This is a genomic window from Cedecea sp., assembly GCF_036500665.1.
Classification (GTDB): domain Bacteria; phylum Pseudomonadota; class Gammaproteobacteria; order Enterobacterales; family Enterobacteriaceae; genus Cedecea.
Map to the genome: position 1 here is coordinate 1 of NZ_DASYBS010000065.1, position 15,376 is coordinate 15,376.

The 15,376-nt window shown below is 55.8% G+C and carries 13 protein-coding genes; 5 read left to right on the forward strand and 8 right to left on the reverse strand.

The annotated features are described in order from the left end of the window. Positions 1-83: 83 nt before the first annotated feature. Positions 84-1,004: a LysR family transcriptional regulator gene (locus VGM55_RS10555; protein WP_154185112.1), complete on the forward strand. Its 921-nt coding sequence runs from the start codon at positions 84-86 to the stop codon at positions 1,002-1,004. Between the two features lie 203 nt (positions 1,005-1,207). On the opposite strand, the gene VGM55_RS10560 is transcribed toward VGM55_RS10555, so the two are convergent. From VGM55_RS10560 to rhlE, 8 genes are all read right to left on the reverse strand, one after another. Next, positions 1,208-2,602 carry a glycoside hydrolase family 1 protein gene (locus tag VGM55_RS10560; RefSeq protein ID WP_154185113.1) on the reverse strand — a complete coding sequence of 465 codons (1,395 nt, stop codon included), beginning with the start codon at positions 2,600-2,602 and terminating at the stop codon, positions 1,208-1,210. Between the two features lie 15 nt (positions 2,603-2,617). Next, entirely contained in the window at positions 2,618-4,465 is a 1,848-nt protein-coding gene (gene bglF, locus VGM55_RS10565) for a PTS beta-glucoside transporter subunit IIABC (protein WP_154185114.1), read from the reverse strand. 136 nt (positions 4,466-4,601) lie between these two features. After that, positions 4,602-5,441 carry a transcriptional antiterminator BglG gene (gene bglG / locus VGM55_RS10570; protein WP_154185115.1) on the reverse strand — a complete coding sequence of 280 codons (840 nt, stop codon included), beginning with the start codon at positions 5,439-5,441 and terminating at the stop codon, positions 4,602-4,604. A gap of 161 nt (positions 5,442-5,602) precedes the next feature. Next, positions 5,603-6,493 (reverse strand): 5'/3'-nucleotidase SurE, encoded by an 891-nt coding sequence (surE, locus tag VGM55_RS10575; protein ID WP_331635430.1) that lies wholly within the window; start codon positions 6,491-6,493, stop codon positions 5,603-5,605. 24 nt (positions 6,494-6,517) lie between these two features. Next, positions 6,518-7,348: a hypothetical protein gene (locus VGM55_RS10580; RefSeq protein WP_331635431.1), complete on the reverse strand. Its 831-nt coding sequence runs from the start codon at positions 7,346-7,348 to the stop codon at positions 6,518-6,520. A 6-nt stretch (positions 7,349-7,354) separates the two neighbouring features. Further along, positions 7,355-7,846 carry an OprD family outer membrane porin gene (locus VGM55_RS10585; protein WP_331635432.1) on the reverse strand — a complete coding sequence of 164 codons (492 nt, stop codon included), beginning with the start codon at positions 7,844-7,846 and terminating at the stop codon, positions 7,355-7,357. A 282-nt stretch (positions 7,847-8,128) separates the two neighbouring features. Then, positions 8,129-9,064: a tRNA dihydrouridine(16) synthase DusC gene (gene dusC, locus VGM55_RS10590; protein ID WP_154185118.1), complete on the reverse strand. Its 936-nt coding sequence runs from the start codon at positions 9,062-9,064 to the stop codon at positions 8,129-8,131. A gap of 131 nt (positions 9,065-9,195) precedes the next feature. Continuing rightward, entirely contained in the window at positions 9,196-10,596 is a 1,401-nt protein-coding gene (gene rhlE / locus VGM55_RS10595) for an ATP-dependent RNA helicase RhlE (RefSeq protein ID WP_331635433.1), read from the reverse strand. 253 nt (positions 10,597-10,849) lie between these two features. Here rhlE and cecR point away from each other — a divergent pair, with 253 nt between their 5' ends. The 4 genes from cecR to VGM55_RS10615 are packed head-to-tail and all read left to right on the forward strand — an operon-like array spanning position 10,850 to position 15,376. Continuing rightward, positions 10,850-11,545 (forward strand): transcriptional regulator CecR, encoded by a 696-nt coding sequence (cecR, locus tag VGM55_RS10600; protein ID WP_154185120.1) that lies wholly within the window; start codon positions 10,850-10,852, stop codon positions 11,543-11,545. Then, positions 11,535-12,515, forward strand: coding sequence for a secretion protein HlyD (gene hlyD, locus VGM55_RS10605; protein WP_331635531.1), 981 nt, complete (start codon positions 11,535-11,537; stop codon positions 12,513-12,515). Before cecR ends, hlyD begins: the two co-directional genes overlap by 11 nt. Beyond that, positions 12,502-14,250: an ATP-binding cassette domain-containing protein gene (locus VGM55_RS10610; RefSeq protein ID WP_331635434.1), complete on the forward strand. Its 1,749-nt coding sequence runs from the start codon at positions 12,502-12,504 to the stop codon at positions 14,248-14,250. The genes hlyD and VGM55_RS10610 overlap by 14 nt, the downstream gene beginning before the upstream one ends. After that, a complete protein-coding gene (locus VGM55_RS10615) occupies positions 14,237-15,376 on the forward strand; it encodes an ABC transporter permease (protein ID WP_331635435.1) in 1,140 nt (379 codons plus the stop codon). The genes VGM55_RS10610 and VGM55_RS10615 overlap by 14 nt, the downstream gene beginning before the upstream one ends.

Below are 15,376 nucleotides of genomic sequence, written 5' to 3' on the forward strand. Positions count from 1 at the left end.
TAAGAGACAGCCTCAACGCCCCCAGCCCACTTGCCGTCAGTATCCCGTCGGGCGTATCATCACGCCAATTGATTGGAGAAATAATGACTATCAAAGAAAATGATTTCCGCAAAATCGATCTCAATTTGCTGATCGCTTTTGCCGTGCTGTTTCGTGAGCAAAGCGTCTCACTGGCAGCGGACAAACTGCATCTCGGGCAACCCGCGGTCAGTGGCGCACTGGCGCGGCTGCGCGATATGTTTGACGACCCACTGTTTATTCGCAGCGGCCATCGCATGCAGCCGACCGCTCGCGCAAGCGAACTGCATACCGAACTGATGCCCCTGCTGGAACAGCTGCAAAGCGCCCTTTTCCAGCAGGCGGAATTCTGCCCGGCAAGCGCCAAAGCAACCGTCACTATCGGCATGACTGACTGGGTTGAAATGTGGCTGATGCCAAAACTCATTCCCGCGCTAAAACAGGACGCGCCGGGCATGCGCATTAACGTCGTGGCAAGCGATCCGTTTACCGATGCTCAACGGCTGGAAGGCGGCGAGCTGGATATGGCGATAAGCGTGGCGAACCAAAGCGCCCGCTGGCTGGAGCGCGAGGTGCTGACCAGCATGGATTTTGTGACGCTCTGGCAACCGCAGCAACTAGGGGCCAGCGCTCCGCTGTCGCTGGAAGAGTATGTGGCCCACCAGCACGTGCTGGTGAGCTACCGCGAAGCCACCAGCAGCCAGATAGATACACTGCTGGCAAAAACCGGCCGGACGCGCCAAATCACCTACACGACACCGCATTTTGCCGCCCTGCCGGGCCTGCTGATGCAGATGCCCGCGTTGGCAACGGTGCCTGCGGGGCTGTCAGACAGCTGGCAGAAAACCTGGGGGCTGACTGCCAGCCCGGTTCCCGTTGAAGTACCGCCGTTTGAGGTCGCGCTGCTCTGGCACCAGCGCCACAACAGCGACGCCGCGCTGATGTGGCTGCGCGGGTTTATTCAGCGGCTGGTGAATGTGGCGTAACAGGAGACAAGATGAAGAAGGGAAAGTGTTTTCCCTCCCGGACTACTGACAAAGTGCATTTTTCTTAAAAGGTTTGCTGCCTGAACGAATAGAAACAATGAATTATGTTCTCTGATTTGCCCCAAAGAGCTAAAAAACACGTTTTTTGGCTCTTTGTCATAAAGTGAAGAGGGAAAACGAATTTTCCCTCCTGTGGACGCAGCTTAGCGTTTCAGGCTGCCGCCGTTAGTGGCTATCACCGCTTTGTACCAGTGGAAACTTTTCTTCCTTGAACGCGCAAGCGTGCCGTTCCCCTGGTCATCACGGTCAACGTAGATAAACCCGTATCGCTTCGACAGTTCGGCCTTCGAGGCGCTGACCAGGTCAATTGGCCCCCAGCTGGTGTAACCCATCATTTCTACACCGTCCTCAATCGCTTCCCCCACCTGCACCAGATGGTCGTTCAGGTAGCTGATGCGGTAGTCATCGTTGATCGTGCCGTCGGCTTCGGGTTTGTCCTTCGCCCCCAGGCCGTTTTCAACAATAAACAGCGGCTTCTGATAGCGATCCCACAGGGTGTTAAGCAAAATGCGCAGCCCGACCGGGTCAATCTGCCAGCCCCACTCGGAACTTGCCAGATGCGGATTCGGCACCATGCTGAGAATGTTGCCTCGCGCCTTCGCATTCAGCTCTTCGTCCGCCGTGACGCAGCCGGTCATGTAGTAGCTAAATGAGATAAAATCGACGGTATTTTTCAGAGTTTCACGATCGCTTTCACTGATTTCAAGCTGAATGCCGTTATCACGGAAGTAACGCAGCATATAGCCCGGATAGCTGCCCCGGCACTGGACGTCGCCGAAGAACAGCCAGCTGCGGTTTTCCTGCAACGTTTCCAGCATGTCTTCCGGTTTACAGGTAAGCGGATACATCAGCCCACCGAGCAGCATATTGCCAATTTTGGCGTCCGGGATAATGTCGTGGCAGGCCTTTACCGCCAGGCTGCTGGCGACCAGCTGATGATGAATAGCCTGATAGATTGCGCCTTTTCCCGGCTCCCCTTCCAGCCCGACGCCGGTCAGCGGCGCGTGCAGCGACATATTGATCTCATTGAAGGTCAGCCATAGCTTCACCTTATGCTGATAGCGGGTGAACACGCAGCGGGCATAGCGTTCAAAACAGTCAATCACTTTGCGATTGCCCCAACCGCCGTATTTCTTGACCAGGCCCCACGGCATTTCGTAATGGGACAGGGTCACCATCGGCTGAATACCGTGCTGAGCCAGTTCATCAAACAGTTTGTCGTAAAATGCCAGCCCGGCCTCGTTCGGTTCAGATTCGTCCCCCTGCGGGAAGATGCGCGTCCAGGCAATGGAAACGCGCAGGCAGCTGAACCCCATTTCGGCAAACAGCGCGACATCCTGCGGATAGTGATGGTAAAAATCGATCGCCACGTCTTTAATGCCACTGTCTCCCGGTGCTCGTTCTTTCACCGGGCCAAATACTCCCTGCGGCTGGACGTCTGAGGTAGAAACGCCTTTGCCGTCCTCCAGCCATGCTCCTTCGACCTGGTTTGCGGCGATAGCACCGCCCCACAGAAATGTTTTTGGAAATGCTGTCATATCACTCTCCTTTGTTTAACGTTCTACCGTCAGGAACGGCATACCTGAATCGAGGGTGGACTGCTGCGTCACGCGCGTAATATCCCGGTAATCATCGCTATTACTGATGATTACCGGCGTGGCGAGATCGTACCCGGCGGCGAGGATCGCCTCGCGGTCAAACTCAATCAGCAGGTCACCGGGTTTAATTTTGTCACCCGGCTGGACGTGTGCGGTGAAGTACTGCCCGCCAAGCTTCACGGTGTCGATACCTATGTGGATCAAAACTTCAATGCCGCTTTCGCTCAGTAGGCCAATGGCGTGGCGAGTCTGGAATAAAGAGGCAACTTCACCGTAAAACGGCGCGCGGACTTCGTTATTCAGCGGGATAATGGCCGCCCCCTGCCCCAGTAACCCGCCGGCAAAAGTGGCGTCCGGGACCTGGTCCATCGCCAGCATAGTGCCGCTCATTGGGGCCAGGATGTCATCATCCCCGGCAATCGCAGTAGGTGACGCGGCGAGCTGTGTACTGCGCGGCAGGCCAAAGGCCCATGTCAACGCGCAGGCCAGCACCAGCGACAACGACGTGCCGATAATCGCCCCCCATACCGTGCTGTCCATGCCACCCGGAGGAAGCATCTGTGCCAGACTGAAAATGCTCGCCAGCCCGAAGGAGTAAAGGTTGCTCTGGCTAAAACCGACGATAGCCCCACCGATTCCTCCGGCAATACAACCAAAAATAAACGGACGACGATGAGGCAGCGTCACGCCGTAAACCGCAGGTTCTGTGATGCCAAAAATACCGGCGGTGACCGCCGAGCCGGCCAGCACTTTGAGCTTTGCGTCTCGCGTGGAGAGGAATACCCCGAGCGTGGCCCCCACCTGCCCCATCACCGCTGGGAGCAGGAGCGGCATCAGCGTGTCCTGTCCCAGCACGCTGAGGTTATTGATCATAATGGGCACCAGCCCCCAGTGCAGGCCGAAGATCACGCAGATCTGCCAGATGGCGCCCATCACGGTTCCCGCAAGCCAGGGAGCAAAGGCATAAATAGCCTGATAGCCGTGCGCCAGCATCTGACTAAGCCAGGTTGCCGCAGGGCCAATAACCAGAAACGTGAGAGGAACCACGACGCCAAGGCAGACCAGAGGGGTGAAAAAATTCTTCATCGCCGCAGGGAACAACCTGTTGCAGCGCTTTTCCAGCCAGCAGCAGATCCAGGCCGCAAAGATGATGGGAATAACCGATGAGCTGTAGTTGATAAAGGTCACCGGTATACCCAAAAAACGTTCGGGCTGGGTTGCGGCTTCAAAGGCCTGGGTAATCAGCGGATGCGTTAAGGCTCCGCCGATAGCCATCGTCAGGAACGGGCTGCCGCCGAATTTTTTCCCGGCGGTGTAACCCAGTACCAGCGGGAAGAAGTAGAACAGAGAATCGCTGGCGGCAAACCAGATTTTATAAGTGGCCGACTCGGTATTCAGCCAGCCACAAACGACACTAAGCGCCAGCAGCCCTTTGAGGATACCGGAGGCGGCCATCACGCCGAGAAATGGCGTGAAGATCGCCGAAACAATGTCAATCAGGCGATTGAGCGGGTTACTTTTCCCTCTCTCATCTTCCTGCGGCGTGGCCTCTTCGCTGATCCCCGCCGCCGCGCAAACCGCGATGTAAACATCGTGTACGTGGTTACCAATCACGACCTGAAATTGTCCACCGCTTTCCACCACCATGATAACGCCTGGGTTATTTTTCAGCGCCTGGGCATCAGCCTTCGCGTTGTCTTTTAGCTTAAAGCGCAGCCTGGTGGCACAATGCACCAGGCTAACGATGTTCTCCTTCCCGCCGACATGCTTCAGGATCTCCTGCGCCAATCCTTGATAGTCCATAACCGCTTTCCTTCTACGTCACGCCCGCAGGCGAAATGTGCTGAGTAAGGTTAAAAAAAAACCTGAGCCAGCCGCCGAAAAGGGAAGCTAACGCTCAGGTTTTGCCTGCCGAAGCAGTAACAATCCGTCTTGTTGTTTAGGCCTTGCGGCTCTCTTTACGCACTCGCTCGATATGGATCGCGAGGAACATGATTTCTTCGTTGGTCAGCTCACGCTGATAGCTTTTCGCCAGGTGCCGCTCAAGTTTCTCCGCGCAGCGCCACGCCAGCGGGTAGTTGTCCTTGACCGCCGCGTGCAGCGTTTCGTCATCGTCCGCCACCGTGGTTCGGTTCAGCATCCTCTGAGCAAAGAATTTTAAATGGGTCACGAAACGCTGGTAGCTCAGACTCTCTTCATGGTACTCAATTTGCAGCTGGTACTTCACGATATGCAGGATCTCCTGCATCACGCGGGTGACGCCCATCACCTCCGGCATCTCCCCCTCAAGCTGGGCGGTCACCAGATGCAGCGCAATAAACCCCGCCTCATCTTCCGCCAGCTGTATGCCAAGGCGCCGACGGATAATGCCAAGCGCCTCCAGGCCCAGGGCGAACTCTTTTGGGTACAAGCGTTTGATATCCCAGAGCAGCACATTGCGGATCGCCATCTCTTTTTTCTGACGTTCAATCGCAAAGTGGCAGTGGTCAGTGAGCGAAATATAGAGGCTTTCCTGTAGCTTGCCGAGGCGCTCTCGCGCCAGCTGAATAATCCTGTCGCAGGTGGTCATGACCTCCAGCGGGATCTGATTAAGCAGCTCGCTTAGCCTTGCCACCAGCTCGTCGCTTTGCAGGGCGAAGACTTTTTCAATTTTACCGCGGTCAAGGCTGTCTCCCGGCTGCTTTTGGAAGCCCAGCCCTTTTCCCATCACCACCTGCTCACGCTGGTGCTCGTCAAGAATAACCACTACGTTGTTGTTCAGTATCTTGGCAATTTCCATGGTTACCCCAGAAACAAAAAAACCTGACCTCTGGCAGAGCCAGATAATCAGGTTTTGCCTGCGAAGTGCAGTAACAATCCAACGTTTACACTCTAACACGGAGGATATATCGCTCAAGCCACCAAAGTGAAAAGCGTGATAGCGATCGCGGCTATGCAGGGCTATTTGGCCTTGGCTTCCGTGGCGAACAGCTTGCGATACTGCCCTTCAAACTGCGGCGCATTCCATTCCCCATCAAAAACAGTCCAGGTGATGTACCCGCGGTTCAGCCAGCCGGTATCGGTGTCAGAATCGACCGGCGTCAGCACTTTTTCACTCATGATTTGCTGTGCTTTGCCGTCAGGCAGCAGCTTGTACTCGTGCTGCGGTACCGGGTGTCGCTCGTTCTCGACGAATTTCACGCCCTGAATTGCTTTCTTTTCCAGCGGCGGATAGTTAATGCTTAACCCCGAACCGGCAGGCAGTACCGGCTGACCAGGCTGCCAGGTTTTTGCCAACGTGTCTACCAGACCCACGACATAGTCAACGGAATCAGGCCAGTATTTATGGGTGCTCGGCCATCCGGCCTTCATCTCCTGCTCGTTGAGAATATAACCAATACTCGCGGCGATCGACGGATAACCGTAACGTACCGCGCGGGCAGCAGCGCCGATAGTGCCGGAGTTAAGCTGTGCAACACCAGTGTTCGGGCCATCGTTAACACCGGAGATAACCAGATCCGGCGGCGTCTCTTTCATCACGCCGAGTACGCCAAAATCAACGGAGTCCGCCGGGGTCCCCGGGAAGCAGTAGCGCTTATCAGCAACCTTTTTAACGTCAAAGATTTTATTCGGCTTAAAGGTAATCGCCGAGCCGATACCGCTTTGGTTGGTGGCGGGCGCAACCATCCAGACGTCATACCCTTTCGCCGCCAGTTTTTCCTGCAGCGAAGTGGTCCCTACAGACCGGCAGCCGTCGTCATTAACCAGTAGAATACGCATCGGGCGTTCAGCGGCAAAGGCAGAACCGGCAATGAATGTCAGCGCCAGCCCGGCGATTATTTTCTTTTTCATTTTCACTCCTTACTTATTATGTAATCAGAATAAATTAAAGCGATATTCAACGCGTACGGTTCCTCCCAGGCCTTTTGCGCGACGGAAGCTGTGGTTATTTTCACTCAGGGAAGGCATTTTGGCCGACGTTAATTTCCAGCTGTAGCTTGGGCCAAACCCGGCAAATACATTCAATCCTTTTAACTGTGGGCTACTCCAGAGGAAATAGCCGCCATACTCCCACTCATTTAAATCAACGCCTTTATACTCCATGCCAAAACCATAATTGCCATACATACCAATTAATAATTCTGGCAGAATCTGATATTGGCTGTATAAATACAGTATCTGCTCACCGTCATTGATATAATCATTACCCTCGCCGTCGGCTTTACTATTAAATGCTCCGCGAGTATTTTTACCAAAATGCCAGTAAAAATGGCCCAGTCCATTATCCAGTCGGGCGCGGGTATGCGACCAGCCGACTCCGGACTCAGAACGCCCATATTGATAGCCGACCAGAGCAAACAGGTGCTGTGCGCTGCGGCTAAACCCGCGCGCACCTTCCCATTCGCTGAGCCCCCTCGCGTAATAGTAAGTGCTCCTTGCCAGCAGATTGAACGCTTCGGTCATCGGTACCACGGCGTTGGCTTCGATGCCGTGGCGCATAAGGTAGCTTTCGCTTTCCGCCGCGATATAACTCACCTTGCTTCCTTTGGCAGGCATCCAGCTCAGCTCGCCGGTAGCGATATAGTCAATTTGCTTATTGGTTTTTAGGGTCCTGAAGCGGCGCTTTTCCGGCTCGTCTCGCTCTGAAAAACGGTTAACAACGGCGGCTTTCGCGCCAAACTCATCCCAGACAAGCTCCGAGCTCACGCCTTCCTAGGTGCTGGGCGCCGCGCGGCTGCGGGTCACGTTTAGTGCGGCAAATTTATAGAGCTGTCGCCAGCCGGCCCAGAAAGAAAGATGCCGCTGCGAGTCGCCCCAACGCGCTTTAGCATACAGCTGCCCGAGCTTGTTGAAGCCTTCGGCTTTGCCGTTATTATCACGCAGTAAATCCCTGCCATAGAATGCATCGTTGGCGTACAGCTTCGCTACGCCGTACCAGGAAGCATCGACCCCAACGTGATCCCAAAGCCAGCCGCTTTGCCAGTCCAGATGCAGCGCCTGAGCCCAGGCATTCTGATCGCCGATCCCCTGATCTGCCATCGCATCGGTGGTATTAAGCATCCAGACATTTTTTAAGGTTAAATCGAGATGGCTATCACTAAACAAGCCGCCGTCATAACGAGAATAATCGGCCAGGACCTCAGGAATGGCGCCCCAGCTAAGCAGCAGCATCAGGCCACCTGTTATTTTTGTGTGTGAGTACATGGTAAACTTCCTTGTTTTTTAAAAAAAGAAGCAAAAAAAACCTAAGTTTCTTCCCCGACAATCGGAGAATAAACTTAGGTTTTGCCTGTTAGACAGTAACAATCCTTTATGTAATTTATGTCGCCATTCTGGCACTACGCTTAAATAAGCTCCAGCACTAAATAAAGCGAATATGCAAAAGTGTGAACCAGATTGCGAATTGTGTGAAAACAAGGAAATAGATTAACAAAGAAACGCAGCACCCGTTGATTAAAGAAAGCGTAAACGGGCACTGCAAATAGATTATTTCAACTCGCCAATGACACGTGAGATTTCACCGGAGGTTTTTAGCGTGCGGATAATTGTAAATAAATCCGTTGCCTCAGAATATTCTTTTCTCAAATAGCCAAGCCACTGCTTAATACGCGCCACGTGATACAATCCGGTATCCCCCTGTTTTTCCAGGCGGCTGTATTTTTGCAAAAGCGTAACGACGTCGGCCCACGGCATACGTGCTTCGTTGTATTTAATCACGCGGCTCAGGTTCGGTACATTTAACGCCCCGCGGCCGATCATCACTGAGTCACACCCCGTCGCCGCAAGGCAGTCCTGCGCGCTTTGCCAGTCCCAGATTTCACCGTTAGCGATGACCGGAATCGACAGCCGCTGGCGAATTTCGCCGATAGCACCCCAGTTGATAAGCTCGGCTTTATAGCCATCTTCTTTGGTGCGCCCGTGAACCACCAGCTCCGTCGCCCCCGCCTGCTCCACAGCGTCGGCAATTTCAAACTGCCGCGCGCCGCTGTCCCAGCCGAGGCGAATTTTTACCGTGACCGGTAAATGCGCGGGAACGGCCTCACGCATGGCTTTCGCCCCGCGATAAATGAGTTCAGGATCTTTCAGCAAAGTAGCGCCGCCGCCGCTGCCGTTGACCAGCTTTGACGGGCAACCGCAGTTCAGGTCAACGCCCCAGGAACCCAGCTCGACCGCGCGAGCGGCGTTCTCAGCCAGCCACTCTGGGTACTGCCCTAACAGCTGAACGCGCACCAGCGTTCCGGACGGCGTGCGGCTGGCGTGGTTAAGTTCAGGGCAAAGTTTGAGAAAGGATTTAGCCGGTAAAAGCTGATCGACCACGCGAAGAAATTCGGTGATACAGAGATCGTAGTCGTTAACCTCGGTAAGAAGTTCGCGAACTAAGGAGTCGAGAACGCCTTCCATCGGGGCAAGAAGAACACGCATGACGCATCCGATAATATTTGTGTTGTTGTCCCCTCACCCCGGCCCTCTTCCAGAGGAAGAGGGGGAAAACACAGGGCGTCTTTAATCCCCTCTCCCTTTTAGGGAGAGGGTTAGGGTGAGGGTATAAAAAATTACTGCGCTGACGCTGGCTTACGCGGTGGACGACGACGACGGGCGTTTTCACCTGCCGGCTTCGCTGCACCTTCGCCCTGCGGTTTACCGCTGCGGCGCGGGCCGTTGTTACGTTCCCCGGAGGCATTAGCGCTGCCGCCGTTACCGCTGCGACGCTGACCCTGCCCCTGGCTTTGTCCACCGCGACCGCCCTGGCCACCACGACCACCGCCGCCGCCGCGCTGCTGGCGACCGTTCACGATAGGCTCGGCCGGAATCGACGGATCGACGTCGTATCCCGCCAGCGCCATGCGCGGGATCTCACGCTTCAGCAGACGCTCGATATCGCGCAGCAGCTTATGCTCATCGACACAAACCAGAGACAGTGCTTCGCCGGTGGCCGCCGCACGACCGGTGCGGCCAATACGGTGAACGTAGTCTTCCGGGACGTTTGGCAGCTCGTAGTTAACGACGTGCGGCAGCTCTTCGATATCCAGCCCGCGAGCCGCGATATCGGTCGCAACCAGGACGCGAATGCCGCCGCTTTTAAAGTCGGCCAGCGCGCGAGTACGGGCACCCTGGCTCTTGTTACCGTGGATTGCCGCCGCGGTGATACCGTCTTTTTGCAGCTGCTCAGCAAGGTGGTTAGCGCCGTGCTTGGTGCGAGTAAACACCAGCACCTGCTGCCAGTTACCTTCGCCGATCATCTGCGACAGCAGTTCCCGCTTACGCTTTTTGTCCACAAAGTGAACGTGCTGAGTAACCTGCTCAGAAGCCGTGTTGCGGCGAGCCACTTCCACTTCTTCCGGGTTGTGCAGCAGCTTTTCAGCCAGCCCTTTAATGTCGTCGGAGAAGGTTGCCGAGAACAGCAGGTTTTGCCGACGCGCAGGCAGCTTAGCCAGCACGCGACGGATATCGTGGATAAAGCCCATATCCAGCATGCGGTCGGCTTCATCCAGCACCAGGATCTCGATCTGGTCGAGTTTCACGGCGTTCTGATGCTCAAGATCCAGCAGACGACCCGGAGTCGCGACCAGCACATCCACGCCACCGCGCAGTTTCATCATCTGCGGGTTAATGCTCACGCCGCCAAAGACAACCAGCGAACGGATATTCAAATATTTGCTGTAGTCGCGGACGTTCTCACCAATCTGTGCCGCCAGTTCGCGGGTTGGGGTGAGGATCAGCGCACGCACCGGGCGACGGCCCTTCAGGTGAGGCGCACTGTCGGTCAGACGCTGTAACAGCGGCAGGGTAAAACCTGCGGTCTTGCCGGTACCGGTTTGGGCACTGGCCATCAGATCACGGCCTGCTAACACTACCGGAATTGCCTGGCGCTGGATGGGGGTAGGCTCGCGATAGCCCTGCTCTTCCACAGCACGCAAAATATCGGCATTCAGGCCGAGAGAATCAAAAGACATAGGAACTCCAGAACCGCCCTGACCACATTGTGCGGTGTAGTTTCCAGGGGGAACATCACGCGCCAGCCCTAAGCTGGCGAAGAGAGGAGGCGCAAACCACGGCGCCGTTCGCGTGCAGTGTAGCAGTTTTTGTGATCTTCCGCATAAATTCTCACTTTATGCCTCATCAGCAGAATAAAGACTTGAACTGGACAGGGTTGATAACTTTGCTTACTCTTAATCAATCGATTGATTAACTTTTTAAGAGGTCGGTATGACACCCTCGCCGACGCCCGCCACCAGCCGCGGTGAGCAGGCTAAAAATACGCTAATTGCCGCCGCCATCGCGCAATTTGCCGAGTACGGCATGCACGCCACCACGCGTGATATCGCCGCCCTGGCTGGGCAAAACATTGCCGCCATCACCTATTACTTCGGTTCTAAAGAAGCGTTGTATATGGCTTCCGCCCAATGGATTGCCGACTTTATTAGCGGTAATTTTCACGAGCATGTTGCCGCCGCAGAGGCCATTCTGAGCGAGTCCAGGCCGGACAATCAGAAAATACGCCACCTCATTCATACCGCGCTCGGGCAAATGATCGCCCTGCTGACCACTGACAACACGCTCAACCTAAGCAAGTTTATCTCCCGCGAACAGCTTTCCCCGACCGCCGCTTACCAACTGATCCACCGGCAGGTTATCGACCCCATGCACTCTCTGCTAACCACTCTGGTCGCACACTACACCGGGCGGGATCCTTTCGATACCGACACGATTTTGCATACCCATACGTTGCTCGGCCAGGTACTGGCCTTCCGGCTTGGGCGAGAGACGATTCTGTTGCGCACCGGCTGGCCGCAGTTTGACCAGACCAAAGTGCAGCAAATTACCCGCGTGGTGCTGAGCCACGTTGATTTCATCCTGCAGGGATTATCCGTAAACAGAGGAAACGCGAGTGATGAACAGTAAGAAGCCGGTAATTGCCGTCATTGTCATTTTAGCGCTGGTAGCCGCGGCATTTGGTGGCTGGAAATGGTATCAAAGCCAGCAGAACAGCGCGCTAACGCTTTACGGCAACGTGGATATTCGCACCGTTAACCTGAGCTTCCGCGTTGGCGGTCGTCTTGCAGCGCTTGAGGTTGACGAGGGTGATGCCATCAAAGCCGGTGAACCCCTGGGGCTGATTGACAAAGCGCCATATGAAAACGCCCTGCGTCAGGCAGAGGCAAACGTGGCGGCGGCGCAGGCCAAATACGATTTGATCATTGCCGGCTATCGTGACGAAGAGATTGCTCAGGCCGCCTATGATTATGCGCAGAACTTTTACCAGCGCCAGCAGGGGCTTTGGGCGACAAAAACCATCTCGGCGAATGATTTAGCCAACGCCCGCTCCTCAAGCGACCAGGCAAAGGCCACGCTGAAAGCAGCCCAGGACAAGCTCAGCCAATATCGCAGCGGCAACCGTCCGCAGGAAATTGCTCAGGCTCAGGCCAGCCTGCAGCAGGCTAAAGCGCAGCTGGCACAGTCTCAGCTCGACCTGCAGGACACCACCCTGCTCGCCCCTTCAGACGGCACGCTGTTAACCCGCGCCGTTGAGCCCGGCAGCATGCTTAACGCAGGCAGCACGGTACTCACGCTTTCACTTACCCGCCCGGTGTGGATCCGCGCCTATATCGACGAAACTAATCTTGGGCAGGCAAAACCCGGCAGCGAACTGCTGATTTACACCGATGGCCGCCCGGACAAGCCCTATCACGGCAAGGTAGGTTTTGTTTCACCGACCGCGGAGTTCACCCCTAAAACCGTAGAAACGCCTGATTTACGCACCGATCTGGTATATCGCCTGCGGATTATCGTCACCGATGCGGATGACGCCCTGCGCCAGGGGATGCCGGTTACGGTGAAATTCAACGGCGGAACCCAGCATGAGCAACAATAAAGCGACAATTCGCCTCCAGGGGTTGATGAAGCGCTTTCCGGATCTGGAGAAACCCGCTGTCGCCAGCCTGGATTGCGAAATTCATGCCGGGGCAGTGACCGGTTTAGTCGGCCCGGATGGGGCGGGCAAAACCACCCTGATGAGGATGCTGGCCGGATTATTGAAACCCAGCGAAGGTAAGGCTTCGGTGATTGGCCTGGACCCGATTAAGGACGATCGCGCCCTGCGTGCTGAACTGGGCTATATGCCGCAAAAGTTTGGCCTGTACGAAGATTTAACGGTGATGGAAAACCTCACGCTTTATGCCGACCTGCGAGGCGTGACCGGGGAGCAGCGTAAGAACACGTTTGCCCGGCTGCTGGAGTTTACTTCCCTGGGCCCGTTTACCGGTCGCCTGGCGGGCAAGCTCTCCGGCGGGATGAAGCAAAAGCTTGGCCTCGCCTGCACCCTCGTTGGCCAGCCGAAGGTACTGCTGCTGGATGAGCCCGGCGTGGGCGTTGACCCTATCTCAAGGCGCGAACTGTGGCAGATGGTGCACGAGCTGGCGGGCGAAGGCATGCTGATCCTCTGGAGCACGTCATACCTGGACGAAGCCGAGCAGTGCCGGGAAATCCTGCTGATGAACGAAGGTGAGCTGCTTTATCACGGCGCGCCGAAAGCGCTGACGCAGAAGATGGCCGGGCGTTCGCTGCTGGTCAGCCATGAGTACGAAAACAACCGCCAGCTTCTTCAGCGGGCCCTGAAACTGCCGCAGGTCAGCGACGGCGTGATTCAGGGGCGATCGGTACGGCTGATCCTTGCTAAAGACGCTAGCATCAGCGAACTGGCAAACGCGCTAAATGTATCTGAGTCCAGCCTCAAAGAAACCGACCCGCGTTTTGAAGACGCCTTTATTGATTTACTGGGCGGTGCCGCCGCTAGCGAATCTCCGCTCGGCGATATTCTTCATACCGTTGAAGGGGAGTCCGGCGAGACGGTGATTCAGGCCGAAGCGCTGACCAAAAAATTCGGCGACTTTGCGGCGACCGACCACGTTAACTTTGCCGTGAAACGCGGCGAAATCTTCGGTCTGCTCGGCCCCAACGGCGCGGGGAAGTCCACCACCTTCAAGATGATGTGCGGTTTGTTAGTCCCCACTTCGGGTAAGGCGCTGGTGCTGGATATGGACCTGAAAACCAGCTCCGGCAAGGCGCGCCAGCATCTTGGCTACATGGCACAGAAATTCTCGCTTTACGGCAACCTGACGGTGGCGCAAAACCTGCGCTTCTTCTCCGGGGTTTATGGCCTGCGCGGGCGTGCCCAGCAGGAAAAAATTAACCGCATGAGCGAAGCATTTGCGCTGCAGCCTATCGCCAATAGCACCACGGACTCGCTGCCGCTGGGCTTTAAGCAGCGGCTGGCGCTCGCCTGTTCGCTGATGCACGAGCCGGGCATTCTGTTTCTTGATGAACCAACCTCAGGCGTTGACCCGATTACCCGGCGTGAATTCTGGCTGCATATCAACAGCATGGTGGAGAAAGGCGTCACGGTGATGGTGACCACTCACTTTATGGATGAGGCCGAATACTGCGACCGTATAGGCCTGGTGTACCGGGGCAAGCTGATTGCCAGCGGCACGCCGGACGACCTGAAGCAGCAGGTGGCAGATGACGAGACGCCGGACCCCACCATGGAGCAGGCGTTTATCGGGCTGATTCACGAATGGGATAAGGAACATAGCGATGAGCGAACATAGCCAGAGGGTATCGTGGCGCCGCGTCCGTGCCCTGTGCGTGAAAGAGACGCGGCAAATTGTGCGCGACCCCAGCAGCTGGTTAATCGCCGTGGTGATCCCTTTGCTGCTGCTGTTTATCTTCGGCTACGGCATTAACCTGGACTCCAGCCGCCTTCACGTTGGCGTTCTGATCGAGCAACAGAGTGAAGACGCGCTGGATTTCACCCACGCCATCAGCGCCTCGCCGTTTATTCAGCCCACCATCAGCGATAACCGCGAGCAGCTTATTCAGCTGATGCAGGCCGGGAAAATTCGCGGCATGGTGACAATCCCCACTGACTTTGCGCAAAACATGGCGCGCCCCGGCGCCACGGCTCCGATCCAGGTAATAACGGACGGCAGCGAGCCGAATACGGCTAACTTTGTGCAGGGCTATATGCAGGGAATTTGGCAGCTTTGGCAGCAGCAGCGGGCGGAGGATCGCGGTGAACATTTTGAGCCGCTAATTGACGTCCAGCTTCGCTACTGGTTTAACCCCGCTGCCATTAGCCAGCACTTTATTATTCCCGGTGCGGTGACCATCATTATGACGGTGATTGGCGCGATACTGACGTCTCTGGTCGTGGCCCGTGAATGGGAGCGCGGCACCATGGAGGCGCTGCTTTCAACTCAGGTAACGCGTACCGAGCTGCTGCTCTGCAAGCTGGTGCCTTACTATGTGTTGGGCATGCTGGCGATGCTGATATGTATGCTGGTGACGGTGTTTATCCTCGGCGTACCGTGGCGCGGTTCACTGATTCTGCTGTTTCTGATAACCAGCCTGTTTTTACTCAGCACGCTGGGTATGGGGCTGCTTATTTCCACCATCACACGCAACCAGTTTAACGCCGCTCAGGTCGCGCTGAACGCCGCCTTTTTACCCTCAATCATGCTGTCAGGCTTTATCTTCCAGATAGACAGCATGCCGGCCATTATCAGGGCGGTGACCTATGTCATTCCGGCTCGCTATTTCGTCAGTACCCTGCAAAGCCTGTTTCTGGCCGGAAATATCACCTCGGTGCTTATCGTTAACACGCTGTTTTTAATCGCTTCGGCGGTGATGTTTATCGGCCTGACGGCGCTGAAAACCAAACGTCGGCTCGATTAA

What these genes read in the sequence shown, in the direction of transcription:
- VGM55_RS10610 (WP_331635434.1), top strand. Translation starts at nt 12,502, where the DNA reads ATGAGCAACAATAAAGCGACAATTCGCCTCCAGGGGTTGATGAAGCGC.
- cecR (WP_154185120.1), top strand. Translation starts at nt 10,850, where the DNA reads ATGACACCCTCGCCGACGCCCGCCACCAGCCGCGGTGAGCAGGCTAAA.
- VGM55_RS10585 (WP_331635432.1), bottom strand. Translation starts at nt 7,846, where the DNA reads ATGTACTCACACACAAAAATAACAGGTGGCCTGATGCTGCTGCTTAGC.
- surE (WP_331635430.1), bottom strand. Translation starts at nt 6,493, where the DNA reads ATGAAAAAGAAAATAATCGCCGGGCTGGCGCTGACATTCATTGCCGGT.
- dusC (WP_154185118.1), bottom strand. Translation starts at nt 9,064, where the DNA reads ATGCGTGTTCTTCTTGCCCCGATGGAAGGCGTTCTCGACTCCTTAGTT.
- VGM55_RS10560 (WP_154185113.1), bottom strand. Translation starts at nt 2,602, where the DNA reads ATGACAGCATTTCCAAAAACATTTCTGTGGGGCGGTGCTATCGCCGCA.
- VGM55_RS10615 (WP_331635435.1), top strand. Translation starts at nt 14,237, where the DNA reads ATGAGCGAACATAGCCAGAGGGTATCGTGGCGCCGCGTCCGTGCCCTG.
- bglG (WP_154185115.1), bottom strand. Translation starts at nt 5,441, where the DNA reads ATGGAAATTGCCAAGATACTGAACAACAACGTAGTGGTTATTCTTGAC.
- hlyD (WP_331635531.1), top strand. Translation starts at nt 11,535, where the DNA reads ATGAACAGTAAGAAGCCGGTAATTGCCGTCATTGTCATTTTAGCGCTG.
- VGM55_RS10555 (WP_154185112.1), top strand. Translation starts at nt 84, where the DNA reads ATGACTATCAAAGAAAATGATTTCCGCAAAATCGATCTCAATTTGCTG.
- rhlE (WP_331635433.1), bottom strand. Translation starts at nt 10,596, where the DNA reads ATGTCTTTTGATTCTCTCGGCCTGAATGCCGATATTTTGCGTGCTGTG.
- bglF (WP_154185114.1), bottom strand. Translation starts at nt 4,465, where the DNA reads ATGGACTATCAAGGATTGGCGCAGGAGATCCTGAAGCATGTCGGCGGG.